At 74.2% G+C, this 24,907-nt stretch carries 24 protein-coding genes; 10 read left to right on the forward strand and 14 right to left on the reverse strand.

Going from position 1 to position 24,907, the window contains the following annotated elements; all coding sequences use genetic code 11:
- Positions 1–80: 80 nt before the first annotated feature.
- A complete protein-coding gene (locus OKX07_RS11705; protein ID WP_265628249.1) occupies positions 81–1,313 on the reverse strand; it encodes a sugar ABC transporter substrate-binding protein in 1,233 nt (410 codons plus the stop codon).
- A gap of 198 nt (positions 1,314–1,511) precedes the next feature.
- Here OKX07_RS11705 and OKX07_RS11710 point away from each other — a divergent pair, with 198 nt between their 5' ends.
- Positions 1,512–2,567 (forward strand): LacI family DNA-binding transcriptional regulator, encoded by a 1,056-nt coding sequence (locus OKX07_RS11710; RefSeq protein WP_265628250.1) that lies wholly within the window; start codon positions 1,512–1,514, stop codon positions 2,565–2,567.
- A gap of 83 nt (positions 2,568–2,650) precedes the next feature.
- A complete protein-coding gene (locus OKX07_RS11715) occupies positions 2,651–4,357 on the forward strand; it encodes a glycoside hydrolase family 13 protein (RefSeq protein ID WP_265628251.1) in 1,707 nt (568 codons plus the stop codon).
- Between the two features lie 53 nt (positions 4,358–4,410).
- Here the strand turns inward: OKX07_RS11715 and OKX07_RS11720 are convergent, their stop codons facing one another.
- Together OKX07_RS11720 and dusB are read right to left on the reverse strand one after the other, a co-directional pair.
- On the reverse strand, positions 4,411–5,505 hold the full coding sequence (locus tag OKX07_RS11720) for a carboxylate-amine ligase (RefSeq protein ID WP_265631909.1): 1,095 nt from the start codon (positions 5,503–5,505) through the stop codon (positions 4,411–4,413).
- Positions 5,506–5,582: 77 nt separating this feature from the next.
- Entirely contained in the window at positions 5,583–6,776 is a 1,194-nt protein-coding gene (dusB, locus tag OKX07_RS11725) for a tRNA dihydrouridine synthase DusB (RefSeq protein WP_265628252.1), read from the reverse strand.
- Positions 6,777–6,858: 82 nt separating this feature from the next.
- Here dusB and OKX07_RS11730 point away from each other — a divergent pair, with 82 nt between their 5' ends.
- Together OKX07_RS11730 and OKX07_RS11735 are read left to right on the forward strand one after the other, a co-directional pair.
- Positions 6,859–7,191: an ArsR/SmtB family transcription factor gene (locus tag OKX07_RS11730; protein WP_265628253.1), complete on the forward strand. Its 333-nt coding sequence runs from the start codon at positions 6,859–6,861 to the stop codon at positions 7,189–7,191.
- Positions 7,188–7,724 carry an SRPBCC domain-containing protein gene (locus OKX07_RS11735; RefSeq protein ID WP_265628254.1) on the forward strand — a complete coding sequence of 179 codons (537 nt, stop codon included), beginning with the start codon at positions 7,188–7,190 and terminating at the stop codon, positions 7,722–7,724. Before OKX07_RS11730 ends, OKX07_RS11735 begins: the two co-directional genes overlap by 4 nt.
- Before the next feature lie 19 nt (positions 7,725–7,743).
- Here the strand turns inward: OKX07_RS11735 and OKX07_RS11740 are convergent, their stop codons facing one another.
- On the reverse strand, positions 7,744–8,040 hold the full coding sequence (locus OKX07_RS11740) for a DUF6036 family nucleotidyltransferase (protein WP_265628255.1): 297 nt from the start codon (positions 8,038–8,040) through the stop codon (positions 7,744–7,746).
- Between the two features lie 270 nt (positions 8,041–8,310).
- Complete coding sequence (locus OKX07_RS11745; RefSeq protein WP_265628256.1) at positions 8,311–8,829, reverse strand: helix-turn-helix domain-containing protein; 519 nt, start codon at positions 8,827–8,829, stop codon at positions 8,311–8,313.
- 72 nt (positions 8,830–8,901) lie between these two features.
- Here OKX07_RS11745 and OKX07_RS11750 point away from each other — a divergent pair, with 72 nt between their 5' ends.
- Positions 8,902–9,564 carry a hypothetical protein gene (locus tag OKX07_RS11750; RefSeq protein ID WP_265628257.1) on the forward strand — a complete coding sequence of 221 codons (663 nt, stop codon included), beginning with the start codon at positions 8,902–8,904 and terminating at the stop codon, positions 9,562–9,564.
- 31 nt (positions 9,565–9,595) lie between these two features.
- On the opposite strand, the gene OKX07_RS11755 is transcribed toward OKX07_RS11750, so the two are convergent.
- Positions 9,596–10,984: a glycine--tRNA ligase gene (locus tag OKX07_RS11755; protein ID WP_265628258.1), complete on the reverse strand. Its 1,389-nt coding sequence runs from the start codon at positions 10,982–10,984 to the stop codon at positions 9,596–9,598.
- A 158-nt stretch (positions 10,985–11,142) separates the two neighbouring features.
- Between OKX07_RS11755 and OKX07_RS11760 the strand changes: the two genes are divergently transcribed.
- The 4 genes from OKX07_RS11760 to OKX07_RS11775 are packed head-to-tail and all read left to right on the forward strand — an operon-like array spanning position 11,143 to position 14,444.
- The gene (locus OKX07_RS11760; protein WP_265628259.1) at positions 11,143–12,084 is read left to right on the forward strand and encodes a metal ABC transporter substrate-binding protein; all 942 of its coding nucleotides are present in this window, start codon (positions 11,143–11,145) and stop codon (positions 12,082–12,084) included.
- Positions 12,081–12,851, forward strand: a complete 771-nt coding sequence (locus tag OKX07_RS11765; RefSeq protein WP_265628260.1) for a metal ABC transporter ATP-binding protein — start codon at positions 12,081–12,083, stop codon at positions 12,849–12,851. Before OKX07_RS11760 ends, OKX07_RS11765 begins: the two co-directional genes overlap by 4 nt.
- Positions 12,848–13,816, forward strand: a complete 969-nt coding sequence (locus OKX07_RS11770; RefSeq protein WP_265628261.1) for a metal ABC transporter permease — start codon at positions 12,848–12,850, stop codon at positions 13,814–13,816. The genes OKX07_RS11765 and OKX07_RS11770 overlap by 4 nt, the downstream gene beginning before the upstream one ends.
- 31 nt (positions 13,817–13,847) lie before the next feature.
- The gene (locus OKX07_RS11775; RefSeq protein ID WP_265628262.1) at positions 13,848–14,444 is read left to right on the forward strand and encodes a DedA family protein; all 597 of its coding nucleotides are present in this window, start codon (positions 13,848–13,850) and stop codon (positions 14,442–14,444) included.
- Positions 14,445–14,540: 96 nt separating this feature from the next.
- On the opposite strand, the gene OKX07_RS11780 is transcribed toward OKX07_RS11775, so the two are convergent.
- The 6 genes from OKX07_RS11780 to OKX07_RS11805 all read right to left on the reverse strand — a co-directional run bounded on the left by OKX07_RS11780 (position 14,541) and on the right by OKX07_RS11805 (position 20,454).
- The gene (locus OKX07_RS11780) at positions 14,541–14,900 is read right to left on the reverse strand and encodes a VOC family protein (RefSeq protein WP_265628263.1); all 360 of its coding nucleotides are present in this window, start codon (positions 14,898–14,900) and stop codon (positions 14,541–14,543) included.
- 42 nt (positions 14,901–14,942) lie between these two features.
- On the reverse strand, positions 14,943–15,728 hold the full coding sequence (locus OKX07_RS11785; protein WP_265628264.1) for an isoprenyl transferase: 786 nt from the start codon (positions 15,726–15,728) through the stop codon (positions 14,943–14,945).
- 43 nt (positions 15,729–15,771) lie between these two features.
- On the reverse strand, positions 15,772–16,503 hold the full coding sequence (gene recO / locus OKX07_RS11790) for a DNA repair protein RecO (protein WP_265628265.1): 732 nt from the start codon (positions 16,501–16,503) through the stop codon (positions 15,772–15,774).
- Between the two features lie 75 nt (positions 16,504–16,578).
- Positions 16,579–18,366 carry a 2-isopropylmalate synthase gene (leuA, locus tag OKX07_RS11795; RefSeq protein WP_265628266.1) on the reverse strand — a complete coding sequence of 596 codons (1,788 nt, stop codon included), beginning with the start codon at positions 18,364–18,366 and terminating at the stop codon, positions 16,579–16,581.
- 181 nt (positions 18,367–18,547) lie between these two features.
- The gene (locus OKX07_RS11800; protein WP_265628267.1) at positions 18,548–20,032 is read right to left on the reverse strand and encodes a PQQ-binding-like beta-propeller repeat protein; all 1,485 of its coding nucleotides are present in this window, start codon (positions 20,030–20,032) and stop codon (positions 18,548–18,550) included.
- A gap of 14 nt (positions 20,033–20,046) precedes the next feature.
- Positions 20,047–20,454 (reverse strand): VOC family protein, encoded by a 408-nt coding sequence (locus tag OKX07_RS11805; RefSeq protein ID WP_265628268.1) that lies wholly within the window; start codon positions 20,452–20,454, stop codon positions 20,047–20,049.
- A gap of 74 nt (positions 20,455–20,528) precedes the next feature.
- On the opposite strand from OKX07_RS11805, the gene OKX07_RS11810 reads away from it, so the two are divergent.
- Positions 20,529–21,269 (forward strand): TetR/AcrR family transcriptional regulator, encoded by a 741-nt coding sequence (locus OKX07_RS11810; protein WP_265628269.1) that lies wholly within the window; start codon positions 20,529–20,531, stop codon positions 21,267–21,269.
- On the opposite strand, the gene OKX07_RS11815 is transcribed toward OKX07_RS11810, so the two are convergent.
- Positions 21,266–22,510 carry an RDD family protein gene (locus OKX07_RS11815; RefSeq protein ID WP_265628270.1) on the reverse strand — a complete coding sequence of 415 codons (1,245 nt, stop codon included), beginning with the start codon at positions 22,508–22,510 and terminating at the stop codon, positions 21,266–21,268. The genes OKX07_RS11810 and OKX07_RS11815 overlap by 4 nt on opposite strands.
- A complete protein-coding gene (locus OKX07_RS11820; protein ID WP_265628271.1) occupies positions 22,507–24,891 on the reverse strand; it encodes a transglutaminase-like domain-containing protein in 2,385 nt (794 codons plus the stop codon). Before OKX07_RS11820 ends, OKX07_RS11815 begins: the two co-directional genes overlap by 4 nt.
- Positions 24,892–24,907: the final 16 nt, after the last annotated feature.

Genomic DNA, 24,907 nt, shown 5'->3' on the forward strand with positions numbered 1-24,907 from the left:
GGGACGGTGACCCCCCGGCGGACCTCACCGGGGAGCGGTCGGCCGCACCGCGCGCAGGCGCGGTGCGGCCGGCGGACGGGTCAGGACCCGATGGCTCCCTGGATGTCGGCGACCATCTTGTCCCAGCCGGCGACCGGTTCGGTCGTCCCCGCGATGATGTTCGCCTGCGTGACCCCCCAGAACGCCCAGACCGAGCCCATCTCCGGGATCGAGGGCATCGGGACGGCCTCGGCCCCGACGGCCGCGAAGCCGGCGGTGATGGGGTCGGCCGACGCGGTCTCCGCGGCGGACACCAGCGCGGGCGGCCGGCTGCCCGCCTCGTACAGCGCGAGCTGCGCCTCGTCGGTCGCGATGTAGTTGACGAGGAAGTCGTTCGCGAGCAGCGCGTTGTCGCTCTGCGCGGAGACGTAGAAGCCCTGCACGCCCACGAACGGCTGAGCGGGCATCCCGCCGGCCGACGGGATGGGGTCGATCGACAGCTCGAGGTCGGCGAACTGCTCGAGCATCCACGGGCCGCCGACGATGAACGGCGACTCACCGTTCTTGAACGCCTCGACCGCGATGTCGTAGGTGATGTCGGTGGACAGCACGCCGGCCTGGCTCTGCCCCTGCAGCCAGGTCGCGAAGGCGTGGCCCGGCTCGCCGCCGAGCGCGAGCTCGGAGGTGTAGGACCCGTCGTCGTTCTGCACGAAGACGGGGGCGCCGAACGACGTCTGCAGCGGGTAGTAGGTGTACGGGTCACCCTCGGTGCCCGTCTGCACGAGGATCGGGTAGGGCGTGCCGGCGGCCTGGCCGGCGGCGACGGCGTCGTCCCAGGTGGCCGGAGCCTCGGGGGCGAGCGCGGTGTTGCGGATGAGCGCGATGTTCTCGATGGCGTACGGCAGGCCGTACACCTGGCCGTCCTGGGTGAAGGCCTGGACGGCGACCTCCTCGAAGTCGCCGGTCTTGTCGCCCAGCTCGATGGGAGCGACGACGCCGTTCGTCGTGAGCTCGCCCAGCCAGTCGTGCGCGCCGACGGTGAGGTCCGGGCCCTCGCCGGTGGGCACCTGCGCGAGGAAGTCGGCCCGGATGTCCTCGAAGTTCTTCAGCACGAGCTCGACGTCCACGCCATTCTCGCTCTCGAAGGCTGCGGCCGCGCTCTCCACGGCCCCCTGCCGTGTCTCGTCGACCCAGACCACCAGGCTCCCGCCGGCGCCGTCGCCGGTGGCCTGCGAGGTCGGGTCGCCCGACGTGTCGTTGCCGGAACCGCTGCACGCCGTGAGCGCCAGCGTGAGGCCGAGCGTCACCGCAGCGGCCGGGATGCCTCGTCGCATCGTTGTCTCCTGTTGTCGATCGACCCTGTCCGACGCCTGGCACAGCACCGTCGTCGGCCCGTGCGGCGACGGTAAGCGCGTTGCCGACCTCCTTGCAAGTCGTTACGGTAACTTGCAGACATCGCTTGCAGCGTCGACCCCGCGCGCCCACCACGCGCTGGACGAGGAGGTCCGGTGGCCGCGACTACGCTGCCGTCTGTGCGCACTCGACTGACCGACCTGGCCGACCAGGCCGGGGTGAGCACCGCGACCGTGTCGCGTGTGCTCAACGGCAAGCCCGGCGTGTCCGCACGAGCGCGGCAGGCCGTGCTCGCCGCGCTCGACATGCTCGGCTACGAGCGGCCCGAGAAGCTGCGCATGCGCTCCGCCGGCCTCGTCGGGCTCGTCGTCCCCGAGCTGACCAACCCGGTCTTCCCCGCGTTCGCCCAGATCATCGAGACGATGCTGACCGACCGCGGGTACACGCCCCTGCTGTGCACGCAGTCGCCCGGCGGCACCACCGAGGACCAGTACGTCGAGCTGCTCATGGACCACGGCGTGGACGGCATCGTCTTCGTGTCCGGGCTGCACGCGGACACCACGGCCAGCAAGGACCGCTACCACCGGCTGCGCGGCCGGGGAGTCCCGCTGGTGCTCGTCAACGGGTACGCCGAGGGCGTCGACGCACCCGCGGTGTCGACCGACGACTCCGCGGCCATGGACCAGGCGATGCGCCACCTGCACTCCCTCGGCCACCGCGCGATCGGGCTCGCCATCGGGCCCACGCGGTTCGTCCCCTCGCAGCGTAAGCGGGACGCGTTCCTGGCGCTCCTCGAGAAGCAGGGCGACGTCGCCGCCCCCGAGAGCCACGTCGTCTCGACCCTCTTCACCGTCGAGGGCGGCCACGCGGCCGCGACCGAGCTGCTCACCTCCGGGCACACCGCCGTGGTCTGCGGCTCCGACCTCATGGCACTCGGGGCCGTGCGCGCCGCGCGTGCCCTCGGCCTGCGGGTGCCCGAGGACGTGTCCGTCATCGGCTTCGACGACTCCCCGCTCATCGCGTTCACCGACCCCCCGCTCACCACCGTGCGGCAGCCGGTGGCCGCGATGGGGCAGGCCGCCGTCTCCGCGCTCGTCGCCGAGATCACGGGCACCCGCCCCGCACGCGCGGAGCTGCTGTTCCACCCCGAGCTCGTCGTGCGCGGCTCGACCGGCAGCGTGCCCGCCCCCGCGCCCGACGCCGGGACCCGCGCCGCCGCTCCCGTCGCCCGCTGACCCGCACCACCTCCCGGCCGCCGCAGCGCGGCCGCACGGCACTGCCGTCCCCCGCTCCCGTCCCCCCATCAGGAAGGCACCCCGTGACCGTCGAGGACCTCCCCACCAGCCTGCTCGTCCACCGCCCCGACACCGACGGGCAGTGGTGGCGGCACGCCGTGATCTACCAGGTGTACCCACGCTCGTTCGCCGACGCGTCCGGCGACGGCATCGGTGACCTGCCGGGCGTCACCGCGCACCTCGACCACCTGGTCGAGCTCGGCGTCGACGCCGTCTGGCTCTCGCCGTTCTACCGCTCGCCGCAGGCCGACGCCGGGTACGACGTCGCCGACTACCGCGACGTCGACCCCCTGTTCGGCACGCTCGCCGACGCCGACGCGATGATCGCCCGCGCGCACGAGCTCGGGCTGCGCGTCGTCGTCGACCTGGTCCCCAACCACACGTCCGACGAGCACGTGTGGTTCCAGGCCGCGCTCGCGGCCCGGCCCGGTTCCCCCGAGCGCGCCCGCTACCTCTTCCGCGAGGGGCGCGGGGAGCACGGCGAGCTGCCGCCGAACAACTGGGAGTCGATCTTCGGCGGAGCGGCGTGGACGCGCACGACCGACCCCGAGGGCGCGCCCGGGCAGTGGTACCTGCACCTGTTCGACAGCAAGCAGCCGGACCTGAACTGGGAGAACCCGCAGGTGCACGCGGAGTTCGAGGACGTGCTGCGGTTCTGGCTGGACCGGGGCGTCGACGGGTTCCGCGTCGACGTCGCGCACGGCATGGTCAAGGCCGACGGTCTGCCGGACTGGGACGGCCACGTCACGATGATCGACGGCGCGGACGACGGGGAGCCGGTGACCGGCGCCGGCAACCGCGGGCCGATGTTCGACCAGGACGGCGTCCACGAGATCTACCGCGCGTGGCGCCGCGTGCTGGACACCTACGACGGCGACCGCGCGATGGTCGCCGAGGCGTGGGTCGAGCCGCTGTCACGCCTGGCGCGGTACGTCCGCCCCGACGAGATGCACCAGGCCTTCAACTTCGCGTTCCTCGCCGCCGGCTGGCACGCGCCGTCGCTGCGCCGGGTGATCACGGCCTCGTTCGCGGCCAACGACGCCGTCGGCGCCCCGACGACGTGGGTGATGTCGAACCACGACGTCGTGCGGCACGCCTCGCGGCTCGGCCTGGCGGACCCGACGCACCGCCCCAACGGCATCGGCCACGGCGACGAGCAGCCCGACGCGCCCCTGGGCCTGCACCGGGCCCGCGCCGCAACCCTGCTCATGCTCGGGCTGCCGGGCTCGGCGTACGTGTACCAGGGCGAGGAGCTCGGCCTGCCCGACCACACAGCGCTGGACGACGACCTGCGACAGGACCCCACGTACGCCCGCACGGGCGGCGTCGAGCGCGGCCGGGACGGCTGCCGCGTCCCGCTGCCGTGGGTCGGCGACGCGCCCGGTCTCGGCTTCTCGCCGACGGGCGCGACCTGGCTGCCGCAGCCCGACGGCTGGGCCGATCTGGCGGTCGACCGGCAGCGCGGCCGCGCGGGGTCGACCTACGAGCTCTACCGGGCGGCGCTGCGGCTGCGGCGCGCCGAACGGATCGGCTCGGGCGGCCTGCGGTGGCTGGGCGCGCCGGTCGGCGAGGACGTGCTCGCGTTCCGCAACGGCGACGTCGACGTGGTCGCGAACCTCGGCGCGAACGACGTCCCGCTGCCCGCTCGCGCGCAGGTTCTGCTCGCGTCGGGCCCGGTCACCGAGGGCGTCCTGCCGGCCGGCACGACCGTGTGGCTTCGCGCGTCCTGACGGCCCCGTCCTGACGGACCGGTCCTGAGGGACCGGTCCTGACGGGCCCCGTCTCAGGCGATCGTCGCCGCCACGGCATGCTCGACGACACCCGGCAGGCCGCCCTCGCGCGCCCACGCCCGCTGCTCGTCGGAGCCGGTCCCCCGCTGCCAGAGCCTGGCGAGCAGGTCCTGCACGACTCCGAGGTCACCGCTCTCCGTCAGGACGGGGCGCAGGTGGTCCAGCAGCGCCGCGACGGCGTCCCGCGCCGGCACGGGCGTCAACGCCGGGGGCAGCAGCAGGTCGCCCGTGAGCCCGGACCGGCCGGCACGCCACGTCGCGGCCCGCAGCGGCTCGACCCGCGTGCGGACCGCCGGGGTCCCGTCGGCGGCCTGCCGCGCGGCCGTCTCGACCAGCGCGCGGCTCAGCGCGGCGACCAGCACCGCGTCGTCGGCGCGCAGGCAGACGTCGGCGACGCGGATCTCGACCGTCGGGTAGCGCGGGGACAGGCGGGCGTCGAAGTACATCATCGCGGGGTCCAGGGCGACGCCGGTCGCGAGGAGGCCCGCGACGGTGTCGCGGTACGCCTGCGCGGAGCCGAACGGTGCCGTCGGCCCGGCCGTCGGCCAGCGGTTCCACATCTGCGAACGGATCGAGGAGTACCCCGTGTCCTCACCGCGCCAGTACGGCGAGTTCGCGCTCAGCGCGAGCAGCACCGGCAGCCACGGCCCGATGCGGTCGAGGACCGCGACACCCTCGTCGTCGTCGGCCACCGACACGTGCACGTGGCACCCGCTGGTGAGCTGGTCGCGGACGGTCAGCGCGTACGCCTGCGCCAGGGCCTCGTAGCGAGCACCGTGCGTGAGCGTCGTCGGGCCGTGCATCGGGGAGGTCGCGAGCGCGACGAGACGCGCGCCCGCCTCGAGCGCCGCACGCGAGGCCCGGGCCCGTCCCTCGTGCACCTCGGCCGCGAGGTCCGCCAGCTCGAGGCACGGGTGCGTCCCGGTCTCGACCTGCTGCTCCTGCAGCTCGTGCTCGAGGCCGCCGCCCGGCGGGCCCTCGTCCGGCGCCTCGCCGCCGGCGCGCTCGTGCGCCCGCACCGCCGCGTCCGCGACCCCTGACGGGACGCCGTCGGCGTCGACCAGCAGGTACTCCTCCTCGACACCCATGGTTCGCACGCGGTGCAGTCTGCAGCCCCGCGGGCGGGCGCGCTCGTCGAACGAGCGACGTCGGGCGGACGCGGGTGTCAGCCGCCCGAGACGGACAGCTCGGCCTCGTGCAGGTCACGACGGAACTCGTCCGACAGCTCGCGGGAGTCCAGCCAGCCGTAGGGCAGGATCGGGCGCTTCGGGGAGCCGGCGCGCCCGCGCGGGCCCTCGGCGGCGTCGCCCGGGTACGGCTGGTCCAGGTCGAGCTCCGCGAGCAGGTCGTCGAGCTCGACGAGCGAGGACACCAGGCCGAGGCGCGCGCGCAGCTCACCGCCGACCACGTAGCCCTTGAAGTACCACGCCATGTGCTTGCGCATCTCGCGCAGCGCCTTCGACTCGTCGTCGAACGTTCCGACCATGAGCTCGGCGTGCCGCCGCACGACGCCCGCCACCTCGGTGAGCCCGGGCCGGACCCGCACGTCGGAGCCCGCGAACGCGGCGGCCAGGTCGGCGAACAGCCACGGGCGCCCCTGGCACCCACGACCCACGACGACGCCGTCGCAGCCGGTGTGCGCAACCATCGCGAGGGCGTCCTCGGCCGACCAGATGTCGCCGTTGCCGAGCACGGGGATGTCGGTGACGGCCTGCTTGAGGGTCGCGATGGCGTCCCAGTCGGCCGTGCCGGAGTAGTAGTCCGCGGCGGTGCGCCCGTGCAGCGCGACGGCCGCGACGCCGGCGTCCTGCGCCGTCAGGCCCGCCTCGACGTACGTCAGATGGTCCTCGTCGATGCCCTTGCGCATCTTCACGGTCACGGGCACGCCGGACGGGCGCGCGGCCGCGACGGCCTCGCGGACGATCGCCGCGAACAGGTCGCGCTTCCAGGGCAGCACGGCGCCCCCGCCGCGGCGCGTCACCTTGGGCACGGGGCAGCCGAAGTTGAGGTCGACGTGGTCCGCGCGGTCCTCCTCCACGAGCAGGCGCACGGCGGCGCCCACGGTGGCGGGGTCGACGCCGTAGACCTGCACCGAGCGCGGGACCTCGTCGGGCTCGAACGCGATGATGCGGAACGACTCGGGGCTGCGCTCGACCAGCGCACGGCTGGTGAGCATCTCCGCGACGTACAGGCCCGCGCCGGACTCGCGGCACAGGCGCCGGAACGCGGCGTTGGTGATGCCGGCCATCGGCGCGAGGACGACGGGCGTGTCGACGGTGATCGGACCGATGCGCAGCGGCGGCAGCGTCGGCGTCGCGCCCGGGACGGGCGCGGCGGGGGTGGCGGTCGACGGGTGCACGCCACCAGTGTCCCCCACGGAGATCCGATCCGGACTTGTCTATGCCTTGCCAGACATATGCCGCGTGCGGCATGCTGAAGTCATGAGCATCGACGTCTTCGAGGTCGTCGCCGAACCACGGCGTCGGCAGATCCTCGACGAGCTGCGCGGCGGCGAACGGTCCGTCGGCGACCTCGTCGACCGGCTCGGTCTCGCGCAGCCCGCCGTCTCCAAGCACCTGCGCACGCTGCGCACCGCCGGCCTCGTCGAGGTCCGCCCCGACGCCCAGCGCCGCTGGTACCGCCTGCGCCCCGCGCCGCTGGCCGAGCTCGACGCCTGGCTCACGCCCTACCGCGCGACGTGGGCCGACCGCCTCGACACCCTCGGCACCTACCTCGACACCCTGCCCGCCGACCCACCCCTGGAGGACTCATGACCACCGACCAGCCCCTGGGCACCGTGCTGCACGACGGCGAGCGCCGCGGCCTGCGGTACGTCCGCACCTACCCCCACCCGCTCGACGCCGTGTGGCGTGCGGTCACCGAGTCGCAGCACCTGCGGCACTGGATGCCCGCCGACCTCGTCGGTGAACGCCGCGTCGGCGCCCCGGTCGAGCTGCCGTTCTGGCCCGAGCACGTCGAGCGCTACGGCATCGAGGAGCCCGTCCTGCACGGCACCATCGAGGCGTGGGACCCGCCGACGCGCGCGTCGTGGACCTGGGGCGGCGACGTCCTGCTGTTCGAGCTCGACGAGACCGACGACGGCACGCGGCTGACGTTCACCACGTGGCTCGAGATCCCCGACGCGGACGCCCCGGGGATCGTCGAGACCGGCTCCGGGTACCACCTGTGCCTCGACCTGCTCGAGGACGTCCTCGCCGGGCGGCCGCAGCCGACCGGCAGCATCCCGGACGACGTCGAGAAGAGCATGCGTGCGCGGTACGTGGCGGCGATGGGCGCCGAGCTCTGAGCCGGTGAGCGTCGCGCGATCAGCTGATCCACCGGTCCAACCACGCGACCGCTCGTGCCGCCGACGGGCGATGTGCCGCCTCGACGCCCGCACATCGATCGGCAACGGTCTGTGCGGACACGAGGCCGCTCTGGAGGAGCGCCGAGACGAAGTTGAGATCCTTCTCGCGACCGGCGCACAGCTTCGCGACGCAGAGATCGTCCTTGTCGAGGCACCAGCCCACGAACTGGGGTACACCGGCAGGCGCCGCCGTGTTGCGGTTCTGGACCTTGACCAGGCGGTGTCGCCATCCGTCCGGCAGGATGCACGTGGTCATGTCGACGCCGTCGATGCTGAAGCCGTGCAGCTGCTCGAACGCCGAGAACTCCCCCAGCGACGCCCTCGATGAGGTCGGCGAGGCGGGTCACCTCCACCGGGTCCTCGGCGATCGGGAGCACGTCGATCTCGACGGACATCGTCGCATCGACCGGGAGATCCTGATCGCCGTACGTCCCCAGGATCGACTGGGACCCAACGACGATCACCTCGGAGTGTCCGATGATCTGGCACGCGGTGCGGATCGCGTGCTCCAGGTCTGCGCGGCGCATCAGATCGCTCGCGCGAGCACGAGCGAACGCTGCTCCAGGGAGAGCAGACCCCCGAGCGGCGAGACCTCACGCATCTCGATGGAGTCACGGTCGAGGCCCGTCAGCACCTTCCGGATCCCCCGCACGTCGCCGCGGTCGAGCATCTCCGTCCAGCGGTCGAGATTGCGGACGTGCGGCTGACCGGTGACCCGCTGCCGAAGGCGCTCGAGGTTGCCGCGCACCGTCGGGAGCCACTCGGGGAGTGTCGAGCCGCTCAGGGACGACGACAGCTGCCGGTGCAGGAGCCAGGAACGCCGCTCGGAGCGCGTCAACGAGGGCAGGACGGGCCGACGCACGACCTCGAGCCGGTAGCCCATGCACGAGAGCAGGTCGTCGAGCTTCTCGTCGCTGAGGTCGACCTTGCCCGACAAGAACTGACTGATGCTCGGCTGGTGGACTCCGCTCAGACGCGACAGCTCGGACTGGGTGGTGCGCGTCGTGCGCATCACCTCGTCGAGGACCATCAGGCGTGAGGTCATCTGCTGATTATAGCAAATGTTGCTATAGGCCGCTTTCGGCAGCCCTCGTGCAGCCCGTAGTACCGTCCGCGCGTGACCGACGCTCCCCCGACCCCGCCCGGTACGACCCGCATCGACTTCCGTCGCGGGGTCACCCCGCTGCTCGTGGGCGCGTTCCTGCTGTGTGCGGCGCTGACCGTGCTGTGCGTGATCCCGCTGGTCCGCCCCGAGGTCCTGGAGGACAACGACGCGAGCACCCTCGTCGTCGCCCGCGTGGTGCTGGGCGTCGGGGCGCTGCTGTTCGGTGCGATCACCGTCGGCGGCGCACTGACCCTGCGGACCCTGCGCCGCCCTGCCGGGTTGCTGGTCGACCACGACGGCATCGACTGGTGGCAGGGTCACGACCGCGTCCGGCTCGCGCGCTGGGACGAGCTCGGCGCCGTCGCCGTGACGTACCAGCGCAAGCCCGCAGCGCCGAGCCTCGGAGCGATGGCGGCGGACAGGCTCGTCGGCCACCAGGGCTGGGCGCTCGAGCTCTGGACGCACACCCCGGTCCTCGACGGACGCCACCGCCGCCTGCTGACCGTCCCGGCGGACCCCGCCCCCGTCACCGGTCTGCCGCAGGTCCGCCGACGGCTCTACCTCACGCCGTCGGCGGACCTCGCCCACGAGCTCGCCGCCGCGGTCTCCGCGCACGCCCCGCACCTGTGGGCGGGCACCCTGCAGCGACCGTGGAACCCCGTCGCCGGCAGCTGACGACCGCGACGCGCGGCCCCGCAGGCTCGCGTCAGGCGCCGACGAGGCGCTGCGCGAGGTAGCCGGTGACCTGGTCGAGGGCGACGCGCTGCTGCGACATGTCGTCGCGGTGACGGATCGTGACGGCCTGGTCGTCCAGCGTGTCGAAGTCGACGGTGATGCAGAACGGCGTGCCGATCTCGTCCTGGCGGCGGTACCGACGGCCGATCGCACCCGCGTCGTCGAACTCCACGTTCCAGCTGCGCCGCAGCTCGGCAGCGAGGTCACGCGCCTTGGGGCTGAGCTGCTCGTTGCGTGACAGCGGCAGCACGGCGGCCTTGATCGGCGCGAGTCGCGGGTCGAGCTTGAGCACGACCCGCTTGTCGACGCCGCCCTTGGTGTTGGGCGCCTCGTCCTCCGTGTACGACTCGACGAGGAACGCCATCAGCGAGCGCGTCAGGCCGGCCGCCGGCTCGATGACGTACGGCACGTAGCGCTCGTTCTTGGCCTGGTCGAAGAACGAGAGGTCCTGGCCGGAGCTCTCCGAGTGCGTCGTGAGGTCGAAGTCGGTGCGGTTGGCGATGCCCTCGAGCTCGCCCCACTCGCTGCCGCTGAAGCCGAAGCGGTACTCGATGTCGACGGTGCGCTTGGAGTAGTGCGAGAGCTTCTCGGCCGGGTGCTCGAAGTGGCGCAGGTTCTCGCGCGCGATGCCCAGACCGGTGTACCAGTCGGTGCGCGTGTCGATCCAGTACTGGTGCCACGTCTCGTCCGTGCCGGGCTCGACGAAGAACTCCATCTCCATCTGCTCGAACTCACGCGTCCGGAAGATGAAGTTGCCGGGGGTGATCTCGTTGCGGAACGACTTGCCGATCTGCCCGATGCCGAACGGCGGCCGCATGCGGGCGGCAGTGTAGACGTTCTTGAAGTTCACGAAGATGCCCTGGGCCGTCTCGGGCCGCAGGTAGTGCAGGCCGGACTCGTCCTCGACGGGGCCGAGGTAGGTCTTGAGCATCATGTTGAAGTCGCGCGGCTCCGTCCAGCTGCCGCGGGTGCCGCAGTTGGGGCAGGCGATGTCGGTCAGCCCGTTCTCGGGTGCGCGGCCCTTCTTCGCCTCGAAGTCCTCCAGCAGGTGGTCCTCACGGAACCGCTTGTGGCACGACAGGCACTCGGTGAGCGGGTCGGTGAACACGCCGACGTGGCCCGAGGCGACCCAGACCTGCCGGGGCAGGATCACGGAGGAGTCGAGGCCGACGATGTCGTCGCGGCTCGTCACCATCGCCCGCCACCACTGCCGCTTGATGTTCTCCTTGAGCTCGACGCCCAGCGGGCCGTAGTCCCACGCGGAGCGGGTTCCCCCGTAGATCTCACCGCTCGGGAAGACGAACCCCCGGCGCTTGGCGAGGGAGACGACGGAGTCGAGACGGGAGGGTGCGGCAGCCACGGTGGATCTCCTGGGTCGAGGAAGCCCGCGGCTGGGTGCCGCGGGGCACAACCTGCCCAGGTTACGCGGTCGGTCGCACGCCGACCGACCGCGGAGCGCTCTCGGCTTCAGGGGTGCCCGTGTTGACAACGGTTCTCGCGGGACTGAGAATCGGTCTCATGTCCAGCTCGCCCCGCCGTCCCGCCGTCCTCGCCGCCGCGCTCGTCGCGCCGGTGCTCGCGCTGACCGCCTGCGCCTCGGCCTCCTCCGGCGCCGACGACGGCGCCGTGCAGGTGCTCGCGTCGTTCTACCCCCTGCAGATGGTGGCGCAGGAGGTCGGTGGGGACCGCGTCGAGATCAGCTCCCTGACGCCGCCGGGAGCCGAGCCGCACGACGTCGAGCTCTCCCCCGCGCAGGTCGCGTCCCTCGGCTCCGCCCAGCTCGTCGTCTACCTGTCGGGCTTCCAGCCCGCCGTCGACGACGCGGTCGCCCAGGCGACCCCCGCGCACGTCGTCGACGCGGCGGACGTCGCGGACCTCGAGACCACCGAGGACGAGCACGCCGGCGAGCAGGCCCAGGGTGCGGACGACGAGCACGGCCACGACGGGCTCGACCCGCACTTCTGGCTCGACCCGACGCGCATGCCGGCCGTCGCCGACGCCGTCGCCGACGCGCTCGCCGAGATCGACCCCGACGGCGCCGCGACGTTCCGCACCAACGCCGCCGCGCTCGGGGACCGCTTCACCGAGCTCGACGAGACGTACGCGGCCACCCTGGCCACGTGCGAGCGCCGCGTCTTCGTCACGTCGCACGAGGCGTTCGGCTACCTCGCCCAGCGGTACGACCTCGAGCAGGTCGGCATCTCCGGTGTCGACCCCGAGACCGAGCCGTCGCCCGCCCGCCTCCGCGAGGTCGGCGAGCTGGCCCGGACCGAGGGGGTCACCACGATCTTCTTCGAGACGCTCGTCTCGCCCAAGGTCTCCCAGACCCTCGCCCAGGACCTGGGGCTCACGACCGCCGTGCTCGACCCCGTCGAGGGCCTCACGGACGACGCGCAGGACTACTTCTCGATCGCCGAGGCGAACCTCGAGACGCTGCGCGTGGCATTGTCCTGCTCGTGAACGCGATCGAGGCCGCCGACGTCCACGTGACGCTCGGGGGTCAGCCCATCGTCCGTGGTGTCGACCTGACGGTGCCCGGCGGCCAGGTCCTGGCGCTGCTGGGCGCCAACGGGTCCGGCAAGTCGACCCTGGTGCGTGCGCTGCTCGGCGTCGTCCCGATCGCCGCGGGCACCGTCCGCCTGCTCGGCGCACCGCTCGGACGCGCCGTGCCGTGGGAGCGCGTCGGGTACGTCCCGCAGCGGATGGCCACCGCGGGCGGAGTCCCGGCGACGGCCCTCGAGGTCGTCGTGTCGGGCCTGCTGCACGGTCGGCGCCTGCGCGCCCCGCGCGACCGGCGCGCCCGCGCCACGACGGCCCTCGAGGCGCTCGGCGTCGCGGACCTGCGCGACGCGCGCGTGCAGGACCTCTCCGGAGGGCAGCAGCAGCGCGTCCTCATCGCCCGGGCCCTGGTGCGCGAGCCCGCGCTGCTCGTCCTGGACGAGCCCACGTCCGGCATCGACCTGCCCACGCAGGGATCGTTCGTCACCGCGCTGTCGGGGCTGCGCGACGCAGGCACCACGGTCGTGGTGATCTTGCACGAGATCGGTCCGTTCGCCCCGCTGATCGACCGCTCGGTCGTGCTGCGGCACGGCCGCGTCGTGCACGACGGACCACCCCCGCCCGCGCGCGGCGAGCACGGTGACGAGGGCCACGACCACATGCACCCGCACGCCGACCCCGAACCCCCGTCCGACGGCCCGGACCTCACCCTCGAGGTGACCCGATGACCGGCTGGGACGAGGTCCTGACCCTCCTGGGCTCGCCCCTGATGCAGCGGGCGCTCGTCGCGGCCGTGCTCGTGGGGGCGGCGGCACCCGTCGTGGGCACGTTCCTTGTCCAGCGGCGGATGGCCCTCATGGGCGACGGCATCGGCCACGTCGCCCTCACCGGCGTCGCGCTCGGCTGGCTGGTCGGCAGCTGGGCCGCCGTGTCACCGGTCGACGCGCTCGCCGTGCCCGGGGCCGTCGTGGCCGCGGTCGTCGGGTCGGTCGTCATCGAGCTCGTCCGCGAGCGCGGCCGCACGAGCGGGGACCTGGCCCTGGCCATCATGTTCTACGGCGGCATCGCCGGCGGCGTGCTCCTGATCAAGGTCGCCGGTGGCACCAACGCGAACCTCATGAGCTACCTTTTCGGGTCGATCTCGACCGTGTCGAACGGGGACCTGGCCTGGACGGCTGCGCTGGCCGTGCTGGTGCTGACCGTCGGGGTCGGCCTGCGCTGGGCGCTGTTCGCGGTGAGCCACGACGAGGAGTTCGCGCGCGCGAGCGGGCTGCCGGTCCGCGCGCTGTCGATGATCGTCGCGACGCTCGCCGCCCTGACGGTGACGATCTCGATGCGGGTCGTCGGCCTGCTGCTCGTCAGCGCGTTGATGATCGTGCCCGTCGCGGTGGCCCAGATCTTCGCGCGGTCCTTCGGCCGCACCATGATCGTGGCGAGCGCGATCGGCGTCACGGTCAGCGTCGTCGGGCTCGTCATCACGTACTGGAACGACGTGCCCCCGGGGGCGACGATCGTCGTCCTCGCGATCGCGCTGTACGCGGCGGCGGCCGTGGTCCAGCCCCTGCTCGCGCGACGGCACGCGACACGCGACCCGCACCCCGACGTCTCCGACGACGTCCTTGTCCCCACGACCGACCCGGGCTGCGACGACGACACCCCCGACGCCGTGCGTCCCCGGACCTTCGGCAGGTAAGGGCACCCTGCGCCCGGCGTACCATCGGGCGGTGACGTCGACGGAGCTGCTCGCCGGCTACGGCCTCGACGGTCTGCCCGTCGTGGCCGCGCTGCTGTGCCTCTTCGGCATCGTCCTGGTCCGCTCGCACCTGACCTACTGGGCGGGTCGCGGGGTCGCGCGCGGCGCGCGCTACGAGGGCGAGCACCGGCACGGCCCGCGGTGGTGGCAGCGCACGGTGGAGCGCACCGCCCGACTCGCCTCGACCCCGTCGGCGCGCACCGGCGTCGCGCTCGTCCACCGCGTCGGACCCCTCGCCGTGACCCTCGCCTACGTCACCGTCGGGATCCAGACCGCCGTGTTCGCGGGCGCCGGCATGCTCCGGATGCCCTACCTGCGCTTCACGCTCGCGTCGATCCCCGGCGCCGCCCTGTGGGCGGTCATCTGGGGGACGGTGGGTCTCGGCGCCGTCTGGGGTGCGCTCGCCCTCGCGGCGGGCTCCCCCTGGGGGCTCGTCGGTGTCGTCGGCGTCGCCGCGCTCGTCGCGGCCGTCGTCGTCACGGTCACGCGCCGGCGGCGCCGCGCCGAGCCGCACCTCGCGGTGCCGGCGCGGGCGGACGACCTCTCCGCCGCCCCCGAGCACCGCTGACCCCGGCAGCACCGAGCCCTCCAGCACCGCGCCCTCCAGGACCGAGCCCTCCAGCGCTGACCCCGACAACGCCGCACGCCGCGACGTGCGACGTCGTCACGCTGTGTGCGTCGGCGACACGCAGAACTGGTTGCCGTGCGGGTCGGCGAGCACCGTCCACGCGAACCCGTCAGCGAGTCCGTGCTCCGCGACGCGGGTCGCACCCGACGCGAGGAACCGCTCGACCCACGCCGCCGGGTCGTCCACCCCGAGGTCGACGTGCACCCGGTTCTTGCCGGGCGTCGGGTCGTCCACGCGCTGGAAGCCCAGCGCGGGCCGGCCCTGCTCGGTGGGCAGCACCATGACGAAGTCGTCGTCGTACGCCTCGACCTGCCCGCCGCTGTGGCCCGCCCACCAGGCCGCGAGGGCGCGGGCGTCGTGCGTGTCGAAGGTCACCATGTTCACCGTCAGTCCCATGGCACGCAACGTACGCGGGACCACCGACAACCCGGCCCCGCGTCAGCCGGGGGTCGGCGCGTCGACCGCCCCGCCGTAGCGGCGGTCGCGCCGCGCGTACGTCTCGACCGCGCGCCACAGGTGCCGCCGGTCGACGTCGGGCCACGGCTCGTCGAGGAACACCATCTCGGCGTACGCCGACTGCCACAGCATGAAGTTCGAGATGCGCTGCTCCCCCGACGAGCGCAGGAACAGGTCGACGTCGGGCAGGTCCGGCTCGTCGAGGTACTGCTGCACGGTCTTCTCGGTCACGCGCTCGGGCTTGAGCCGGCCCGCGGCGACCTCGCGCGCGATGGCCTGCGCCGCGTCCGCGATCTCGGCGCGGCCCCCGTAGTTGACGCACATCGTCAGCGTGCACGTCGTGTTCTCGATCGTCTGCTGCTCGGCGACCTCGAGCTCGGTGATGACCGAGCGCCACAGGCGCGGCCGACGTCCCGCCCAGCGCACGCGCACGCCCCAGGAGTCCATGAGGTCACGGCGCCGACGCAGGACGTCGCGGTTGAAGCCCATGAGGAAGCGGACCTCGTCCGGCGAGCGCGACCAGTTCTCCGTCGAGAACGCGTACGCCGACACGTGCTGGACGCCGATCTCGATCGCCCCGGCCACGACGTCCAGGAGCGACGCCTCCCCCGCCCGGTGGCCCTCGACGCGGGGCAGCCCGCGGGCGTTCGCCCAGCGGCCGTTGCCGTCCATGACGATCGCCACGTGCCGCGGCACGAGCTCCCGGGGGATCTGCGGCGGCCGGGCACCGGAGGGGTGCGGGTAGGGCGGGACGGTCTCGCGTGGCACACCGACATCGTGCCACCCGGGCGTCGTGCGACGGGTCGGTCGGTCAGACCCGCTCCACCATGGGCAGCGAGCGCAGCCGCCGCTCCAGGTGGAACTGGCAGAACACCGCGACGAGCCCGTTGCCCTCGGCCCGGTGCCGCTCGGCGCTCGCGTCGGCGACGTCCCAGTCGCCCGACAGCAGCGCGGCCAGCAGCAGGAACGTCTCCGGCGCCGGAGCCGCGGCGCCGGGCGGGCGGCACGCCCCGCACACCGCGCCCCCCACCGCCGGGGCGAACGCGTGGTGGGGCCCGAGCGCGCCGCAGCGCGCACAGTCGGTGAAGCTCGGGGCCCAGCCGGCGACGGCGAGCGCCCGCAGCAGGTAGGAGTCGAGCACCAGCCCGGCGGCGTGCGTGCGGGTGGCCAGCGCACGCACGGCGCCGACGAGCAGCCGGTACTGCTGCACCGACGGCTCACGCTCCGCCTCGACGAGCCGCTCGGCCGTCTCGAGCATCACCGTGCCCACGGTGTACAACGCGTAGTCCTCGCAGACCTGGCGCCCGTACGCCCCGAGCGTCTCGACCTGCGTGACGACGTCGAGGTTGCGCCCGGTGCTCAGCTGCACGTCGATGTGCATGAACGGCTCGAGCCGGGACCCGAACCGCGACGTCGTGCGACGCACGCCCTTGCCGACCGCGCGCACCTTGCCGTGCTCGCGTGTCAGGAGGGTGACGATGCGGTCGGCCTCGCCCAGCTTGTGGGTGCGCAGCACGATCGCCTCGTCGCGGTAGAGGCTCACCGGCTCATTGTCCCCCGCACCGCCGACACCGCCCGCCGCGGCGCGCGGCCGCGGCGGGGGTGACGTGCGGGTGCCTCAGCGCTCGTGCCGGTTCACGGCCGAGACGATCGCCTTGAGCGAGGACGTCGTGATCGACGGGTCGATGCCGACGCCCCACAGGATGTCGTCGCCGATCGCGCACTCGACGTAGGCGGCCGCCGCCGCGTCGCCGCCGGCCGACAGCGCGTGCTCCGCGTAGTCGAGGACGGCGACCTCGACGCCGACCTGGCGCAGCACCGCGACGAACGCCGCGACGGGGCCGTTGCCGACACCCCGCAGGGTCATGTCGACACCGCGGTCGACGAGGTCCACCTCGAGCGTGTCCTGCCCGCCCTCGGTGCTGGTCGCGCGCGTCCCCCGCAGGGCGAACCGCCCCCAGGGCTCCAGCGGGCCGTCGGGGGTCGCGGGCAGGTACTCGTCGCTGAAGATCGACCACAGCTGGTCGGCCGTGACCTCGGTGCCGTGCTGGTCGGTGTGCCGCTGCACGACCTGCGAGAACTCGATCTGGAGCCGGCGCGGCAGGTCCAGGTCCTTCTCGGACTTCAGCAGGTAGGAGATCCCGCCCTTCCCGGACTGGGAGTTGACCCGGATGATCGCCTCGTACGACCGGCCGACGTCCTTCGGGTCGATCGGCAGGTACGGCACGGCCCACTCGACGTCGCCGACGTCCTTGCCCACGGTGGCCGCCCGGACCTCGAGGGCGTCCAGGCCCTTCTTGATCGCGTCCTGGTGGGACCCGGAGAACGCGGTGAAGACCAGGTCACCGCCGTACGGGTGGCGCTCGTGCACCGGCATCTGGTTGCAGCGCTCGACGGTGCGGCGGATGCGGTCGATGTCGGAGAAGTCCAGCTGCGGGTCGATGCCCTGGCTGAAGAGGTTCAGGCCGAGGGTCACCAGGTCGACGTTGCCGGTGCGCTCGCCGTTGCCGAACAGGCAGCCCTCGATGCGGTCGGCACCGGCCAGGTACCCCAGCTCGGCGGCCGCCACGGCCGTGCCGCGGTCGTTGTGCGGGTGCAGGGACAGCACGACGGACTCGCGGTAGCGCAGGTGGCGGCCCATCCACTCGATCGAGTCCGCGTAGACGTTGGGCGTCGCCATCTCGACCGTCGCGGGCAGGTTGATGATGACGGGCCGCTCGGGGGTCGGCTCCAGCACGTCGAGCACGGCGTTGCAGACCCGCACCGCGTACTCCAGCTCGGTGCCCGTGTACGACTCGGGGCTGTACTCGTAGAACACGTCGGTGTCCGGGACCAGCTCCTCGTACTTCTTGCAGAACCGCGCGCCGGACACGGCGATGTCGGCGATGCCGTCCTCGTCCGAGCGGAACACGACCTCGCGCTGCAGCACGGACGTGGAGTTGTACAGGTGGACGATCGCCTGCTTGGCGCCCGCGATCGCCTCGTACGTGCGCTCGATGAGGTGCTCGCGCGCCTGCGTCAGCACCTGGATGACGACGTCACCCGGGATCCGGTCCTCCTCGATGAGCATCCGGACGAAGTCGAAGTCCGTCTGCGACGCCGACGGGAAGCCGACCTCGATCTCCTTGAAGCCCATGTCGACCAGCAGCTCGAACATCTCGAGCTTGCGTGCCGGGTTCATCGGCTCGATCAGGGCCTGGTTGCCGTCGCGCAGGTCGACCGCGCACCACCGCGGGGCGCGCGTCGCGCGCCGGTCCGGCCAGGTGCGGTCGGGCAGGTCGACGCGGATCTGCTCGTGGAACGGGCGGTAGCGGTGCACCGGCATGCCCGAGGGCTGCTGCGGGTTGCGCTCGACGCTGGGCGCCGGGGTGATCGGCGCGGGGGACGTGGGGCTCAGGCTGCTCATCGGGGATCCTTCGTCACGGGGTCTCGGCGGGGCTCAGCCGGGCACGACACACACCGCGACGAGGAGCCGGCCTAGAGGGCCTCGTCGCGGCGACGAAGGAGCAGCGAGCGTGCACGCACGGCACGACCATACCCCCGCGTGCGCCCCGCCCCGCAACCCGCCGACGCCCGTCGGTCGGACCTCACCCCAGCACCACCACGTCGGTCGGGGTCAGGGCGACGACCCGGCCGGCGACGGCACGGACCTCGACCAGGTCGGGCGGCAGGGCGATGCGCCACGCCTCGACACCGTCGCGCAGGCCGCGCGCGACGAGCACCTGGCCCAGCGACCCGAGCGGCTCGGGGACCAGCACGTGGACGCCGTCGGTCAGGGGGTGCGAACGCAGCTCCACGGTGAGCTCCTGCTCCCACAGGATCCTGCCGTCGGCGCCGTCCACCGCCCCGACCGACGCCTCGCCGGCCATCACCACGGTGCGGTCGACCACGGCGACCGGCGACATCGACGTCGACGTCGACCAGACCGTCGCGCCGTCGGCCGGCTGCGTCGCGAGCACCTTGTTGCCCCAGTCGAGCAGGATCTCGTCGAGCGACCCGTCACCCACGACGTCGACCGGCAGGGCGTGCACCGGTGCGCGCTCGGTGCCGTCGGCGTCGCGCAGGTGCCCGCCGAGCGCCGACGCCCACGTCGCGAACCCGCCGTCGGGCAGCCCGCTGACGAGGATGACCCGGCCGGGCGGGCCGTCGATCAGCACGGCACCCGTGCGGGCGTCGAGCACGGCCGTGGAGATCGCGACGAGTGCGACGACGTCGCCGTCACCCACGAGCGACGGGGCCGCGCGGACACCGCCGTTGTCGACCAGCGCGGCCGTCGAGGTCCAGGACCACTGCACCGTCCCGTCGATCCCGTCGCGCCGCTCGACGCGGACGCGGCGGTCCTCCAGACCCGTCGCCACGACGACGTCGTCCGCATGGCGCACGACGCCCAGCACGGTGCCGTCGTGCTCCCACGAGCCGCGTGGGGCACCGTCCGCCGGGTCGAGCGCGAGGAAGCGCATCGGGGGGACGTACGGGGTCGACTCCCCCGCGCTTCCGTACACGACGTTCGGCTCGGTCCAGGCGCACAGCAGCACCGCGTCGGGATCGGCACCCGCGGAGCACGCGACCGCGACCGACTCGAAACCCGCACCGGCCGGCTCGACGACGGGTACCTCCCACCGCACCTCCCCCGTGGCCGCCGCGGACGAGCGCACGACCCAGCGTCCGCCGGCGCCCGAGACCGTGACGATCGCGCCGCCCGCGGCCAGCACCGGGGTCGGGCCGTCGGCCCGGACGCGCCACAGGGTCGTCGGCACGGCCTCGAGGGGTCGCACGACGCCCGGCAGCGCCCCGAGCAGGTCGGCCCGCTCGCGGGCGGCGCGCTCGGCGACGGACGTGGCGATCGCCCCGGCCACGACCGCCACCACGAGGACGCCGACGAGCCAGGGCCACCAGCGCCGTCCGTCGCCGGTGTCCGCGGGCTCGCGGTCGGTGCCGTCCGGTCCCGGTCCGCCCGTCCCGTCGTCACCGTGGTGGTGGGCGCGCGACGACGGGGACGCGGGACCCGCGTCCTCGTCGTCGTCGACCAGCTCGACCGGCCGCATCCGTGAGGCCGGGCGCACCGCACCCATGACCTGAGCCTAGGTCACACGTCCAGGCCCGGGCCGTCCGGCTGCTCGACCCACTGGACGAGCTGCCACACGATGCCGTTGGGGTCCGCGAACTGGCAGTACCGCTCGCCCCACGGCTCGGTCTCGGGGGCGGTCACGACCTCCGCACCGGCGGCCGCGATCCGGGCGTACTCCGCGTCGAGGTCCTCGACGACGAACGCGATCAACAGGCCCTCACCGGCGGGGCCGGCGATCCGTGCGGGCTTGAACGTCGCCAGCCCCGTGCGCAGCAGCGCGACGTTGAAGCCGGTGTCCGGGTGGGTGACGGCGATGAAGCCGTCGGCGGACATCTCCTGCGTGAAGCCGAGGTGGGTGAGCAGGAAGTCGGCCGACGCCGCCGGGTCGGCGACGTTCAGGGACAGCGCGGAGGCGGTGATGCGCATGATGGTTCCTCTCGAAAGGGGTATCTTGTGCACCGTACAAGGTATCCGCTCAGCGTTGTATTCCCGGAGGACCGATGGCACGCGAGCTCGTCGACCTGCTGTGGCGCGACCACCCCGCCGCCCCCGCCGCCGGGGCGCGCGGTCCGCGGTCCAAGGTGACGACGACGCGGTGCGTCGAGGAGGCCGTCGCCCTGGCCGACGACGACGGGCTGGACGCCGTGAGCGTGCGCCGGCTCGGTGCCCGCCTCGGTGTCGCCGCCAACGCGCTCTACACGCACGTCGGGTCGCGCGACGACCTCCTCGTCCTCATGGCCGACACGGTCCGGGCGCGCCAGGCACGGCCCACTGGCACCGGCACCTGGCGCGACCGCGTGCGGCAGGTGGCCGACGCCGACCTCGCGCTCTACGACGCCCACCCGTGGCTGCTCGACGTCACCGACCAGCGCACCGCGTTCGGCCCCGGCACGATCGCCGCCTACGACCACCAGCTGCACGCGTTCGACGGCACCGGCCTGGGCGACGTCGACCGCGACGCGGCCCTGACGTTCCTGTCCGACTTCGTCCGCGCGTCCGCACGGGCCCGCCGACCCGACCCGCACGCCGCGGACATGGCACTCGTCTGGTCCGCGTGGAGCGAGCGGCTCACGGGCTACGTCGGCGAGCGGTACGCGCTCGCCCGCCGCGTCGGAGCGGCCGCCGGCGCGGCCATGGACGCCCCGTACAGCGCCGAGCACGCGTGGCGCTTCGGCCTGGAGCGCGTGCTCGACGCACTCGGCGCCCTCGTCGCGCGGGCGGGCACCGACCCGGCGCGCTAGCGGGTCGGGGCCGGACCCGACCGCGGCGCGGGCATCGCCACGACCCGCAGGGACCGGTCGCCGAACACGACGACCGCGCCCTCGCGCAGCCGGACCGGGTGGTCCACGCGGCACACGACCTGCCCCCCGTCCGGCAGCGTCACGACCGTCCCGTTGGTCGAGCCGCGGTCCACGACCCAGGAGCCGCCGGCGCCGTCGACCGCGAGCTGCAGGTGCGTCTTGGAGACCGAGCGGGTCGGGTCCACGACGCGCACGACCTGCACCTCGGCCCCCGGCGACGGGTTGCGTCCGACGAGCGCGAGCCGCTCGACGGTGAGCACGCGGCCGTCGTCGAGCGCGACGCGCAGACCGGGCGACGTCGCCGCCCGCGGCTCGGGCACCACGTCGGCACGCGGGGCCGCCGGGCGCGTCAGCTCGAGCTCGGGTGCGAGGCCGAACGCGAGCGTCGGCGCCGCCCGCACGACCGGGATCGCCCGGGTGTCGAGGTCCGGCGCCGCGCGCTGCGGGTGCAGCGGCGCGAGCACCAGGCCACCCGCGGGCGTCGCGGGCGGCGGTGGCGTCGCGGACGTGACGGGTGCTGCGGCGGCAGGCCGGGCTGCCGCACCCGCTGCTGGCGACGCGTCGGCCGGGGGCGCCGGGGGCCGGAACGGCTCGTCGGAAGCCTCGGGGCTGCCACCCGCCCGGCCGCTCCCGGCGCGGGCCGCCGCGCGGCGCACCGGCGCCGCGGTCGTCCCGCGTGCACCCGTCGCCCGCGTCGCGCTCACGCGCAGCACCTCGGCGTCGACGGCGCGGTCGTGCCACCCCCGCCGTCGGCCGGTCCGGTCGAGCAACGGCGACAGGAGCACCACGAGGTGACCCACCGCGAGGACGAGCGCACCGGCCGCGACGACCAGCCCGCGCACGAGGACCCGGCCCGGGCCGATCGGGCGCCGGCTGTGCACGTCGACGGTCCGGACCCCGAGCAGGCGTCGTCCCAGCGTCCAGCCGTACCGCCCGTGCGCGAGCCACTGCGCCACCGTGACGGCCAGCGCGAGCAGCGTCCCCGCCACCAGCAGGGGGGCAGGCACGACGGGGACCTGGTCGACGCCGTCGCGCACGGCCGCGACCGCCCGCAGCGCCGTGGCCAGCACCACGCCGCCGCCCAGCAGCAGCACGACCACCTGGTCGACGAGCACCGCGAGGAACCGCCGGCCCAGGCCGGCCGGCCGGTCGTCGAGGTCGGTCGCTGGTCGGACGGTCATCGTTCACCTCGGCGGGCTCGGCGGGTCGTGCGGGTCTGGCTCTGCGTCGTCGCGGGCGGTCGCGCGGCCCGCGTGCGCGGTGGACGCGGCTGCGACCGCGCCGCCCGCCGCAACGACGCCAGCGACGCCCGCGTCCGGACGCGCCCGCGCCACGGCAGGGTCCGCCGCAGCGCCCCGACGGTCGCGTCGACGTCCGCCCAGTACGCCTCGACCTCGGAACTGTCGGGCGTGCCGGCGGCGAACACCGCGCGGTCGGCGCGGCGCGCGAGCGCCTCGACCCGCGCCGCGACCGCCGGGTGGCGGCCTGCGAGGGTGGCGGACCAGTCGCGCGCCGTCTCCCGGCGCGTCGCGGCAGCCGGCGGTACCCCGCCCATGTCGCGTGCGGTGTCGACGACCTCGTCCCACCCGCCCGCGACCCGGCGCACCGGGTCCGCGGCCCGGCGTCGACGCCGCCGCCGCCGCGCCTTCAGCGCGACCACCACGAGCAACGGGGACAGCAGCACCAGGACGCCACCGAGCCCGATCCCCGTCCACGCCGCGATCCGCAGCCACGTCGCGAGCCCGGAGTCGTCGGCGGCCGGGTCCTCTGCCTGCGGCTGCTCGGTGTCGTCGTCGGGGGGCGTGACCCGGTCGGGCGGCAGGGCGGGCGGCTGCACGACCTGCGGCTGCGGGTCGGTGTCCGTCTCCTCCTGCTCCTGCTCGGGGGTGCGCGAGCGCGGCGGCGTCACGTCGAAGGGCACCCAGCCGTGCCCCGCGAACGCCACCTCGACCCACGCCTGGACGTCGCGTCCGCGGATCTCGACGGCACCGTCCTCGTCGGTCGGCACGACGACCTCGCCGTCGCCCTCGTCGTCGTCGCCGGACCCGGGGTCGAAGCCGAGCACGACGCGCGCGGGCAGCCCCATCTCGCGGATCATGAGCGCCGCGGCCGCCGCGTACTGCTCGCCGTCGCCGACCGTCACCTCGCCCGCCAGCAGGTCCGCGAGGCGCGCGGCGCCGTGACCGGCCAGCGAGGGGTGGTCGCCCGCGTCGGTCAGGCCGTGGCTGAAGTAGCCCTGCTCCGCCAGCTGCGTCGAGATCGCGCGGGCGACCTGGACGTGTGTGCCCGCGTCGCGCGCGATGTCGGCCGCGGCGACGACGACCGCCTGCGGCACGCCGCTCGGCGCCGGCTGCACGACGGGCCCCGGGGCGGCCCCGCCGATCGTCTCGTCGTCGGGCACGGTGGGCACCACCACGTCCAGCGTGTAGGTCATGCCCTCGCGCACCCCCGACGTGAGGACCGCGGCACCAGTCGCGTCGTTGTACCGCAGGTCCCCGGTGACGCGTCCGAGGTCGATGGAACGGGCCTGCCCGACGGTCGGCAGCCACACGCCCTGCAACGCCCCGACCGTGACCTCGACGCGCGCCGACTCGCCCCGCACCGCGACGTCGAGCCGGTCGCCGACGCGCCGGAACTCGCCCGAGGCCTGCGCCGACCCGTCACCGGCGACGTTGAACACCACGCCGTCGTACCGGTCGAACGTCGCCAGCCGGACCCGCGCACCCTGCGGCAGCCCGTCGACGGTCATCAGCACCGTCTCGTCGAGCTTGACCAGGCGGCGGAACGAGGCCAGGGGGCTCGGGTAGTCGCGTGGGTCGAACGGCGGCACGATCTCGTCGCGGACGACGACGCGCGGCTGGTCGGCGACGACCAGCGGACCGCCCAGCAGGCCGCCCGTGGCCGCGACCACCGCCAGCACACCGGTCGCGACGAGACGCCGCGGCCGCCACGACCCCGTCCGCCACGCCGCCCACGTCAGCAGCAGCGCCGCGAGCAGCGTGCCCGCCACGGTCGGCGGCACCGGGGGCTGCCGCGTCCCCAGCGCGACGGCGCCGACCAGGACGAGCAGCGGCACGAGCCCGGCGGCCGCGGCCACCGCGGCGCGGCGCACGCGCAGCGTCAGCGACAGCGCCGCGGCGGTCCCGACGAGCGCGAGCAGGAACGCCGCGACGAGCAGCGTGCCGGCGGTGCCCACGGGCGGCTGCAGCGTGAGGACCTGCTTCCACGTCGACGCCGCGCCGCGGGCCAGCGCGACGAACGTCGCGGGAGTCGGCAGCACGCCGCCGATCGTCGTCGACGGCGCCGCGAGCGCTCCCCCTGCCAGGGCGTACACGCCGACGAGGACCGCGACCACCACGAGCGCCGACCACCGGCGCAGCGCACCGACCACCGCGACGCCGGCGCCGAGCAGGACCCCGCCCACCAGCGCCGGCAGCACCGCCGCGGTGCCGTAGGCGGGCAGCAGGGGCGTCAGCGCCAGGCCGACCGCGACCAGCAGCACGAGCACGTCGCGCACGGCGTCCGCGGGCTCGCGCACACCGATCCGCTGTCCCGGCCTCATCGCCCGCCCCCGGGTG

It is taken from the genome of Cellulomonas sp. S1-8 (assembly GCF_026184235.1).
Lineage (GTDB): Bacteria > Actinomycetota > Actinomycetes > Actinomycetales > Cellulomonadaceae > Cellulomonas.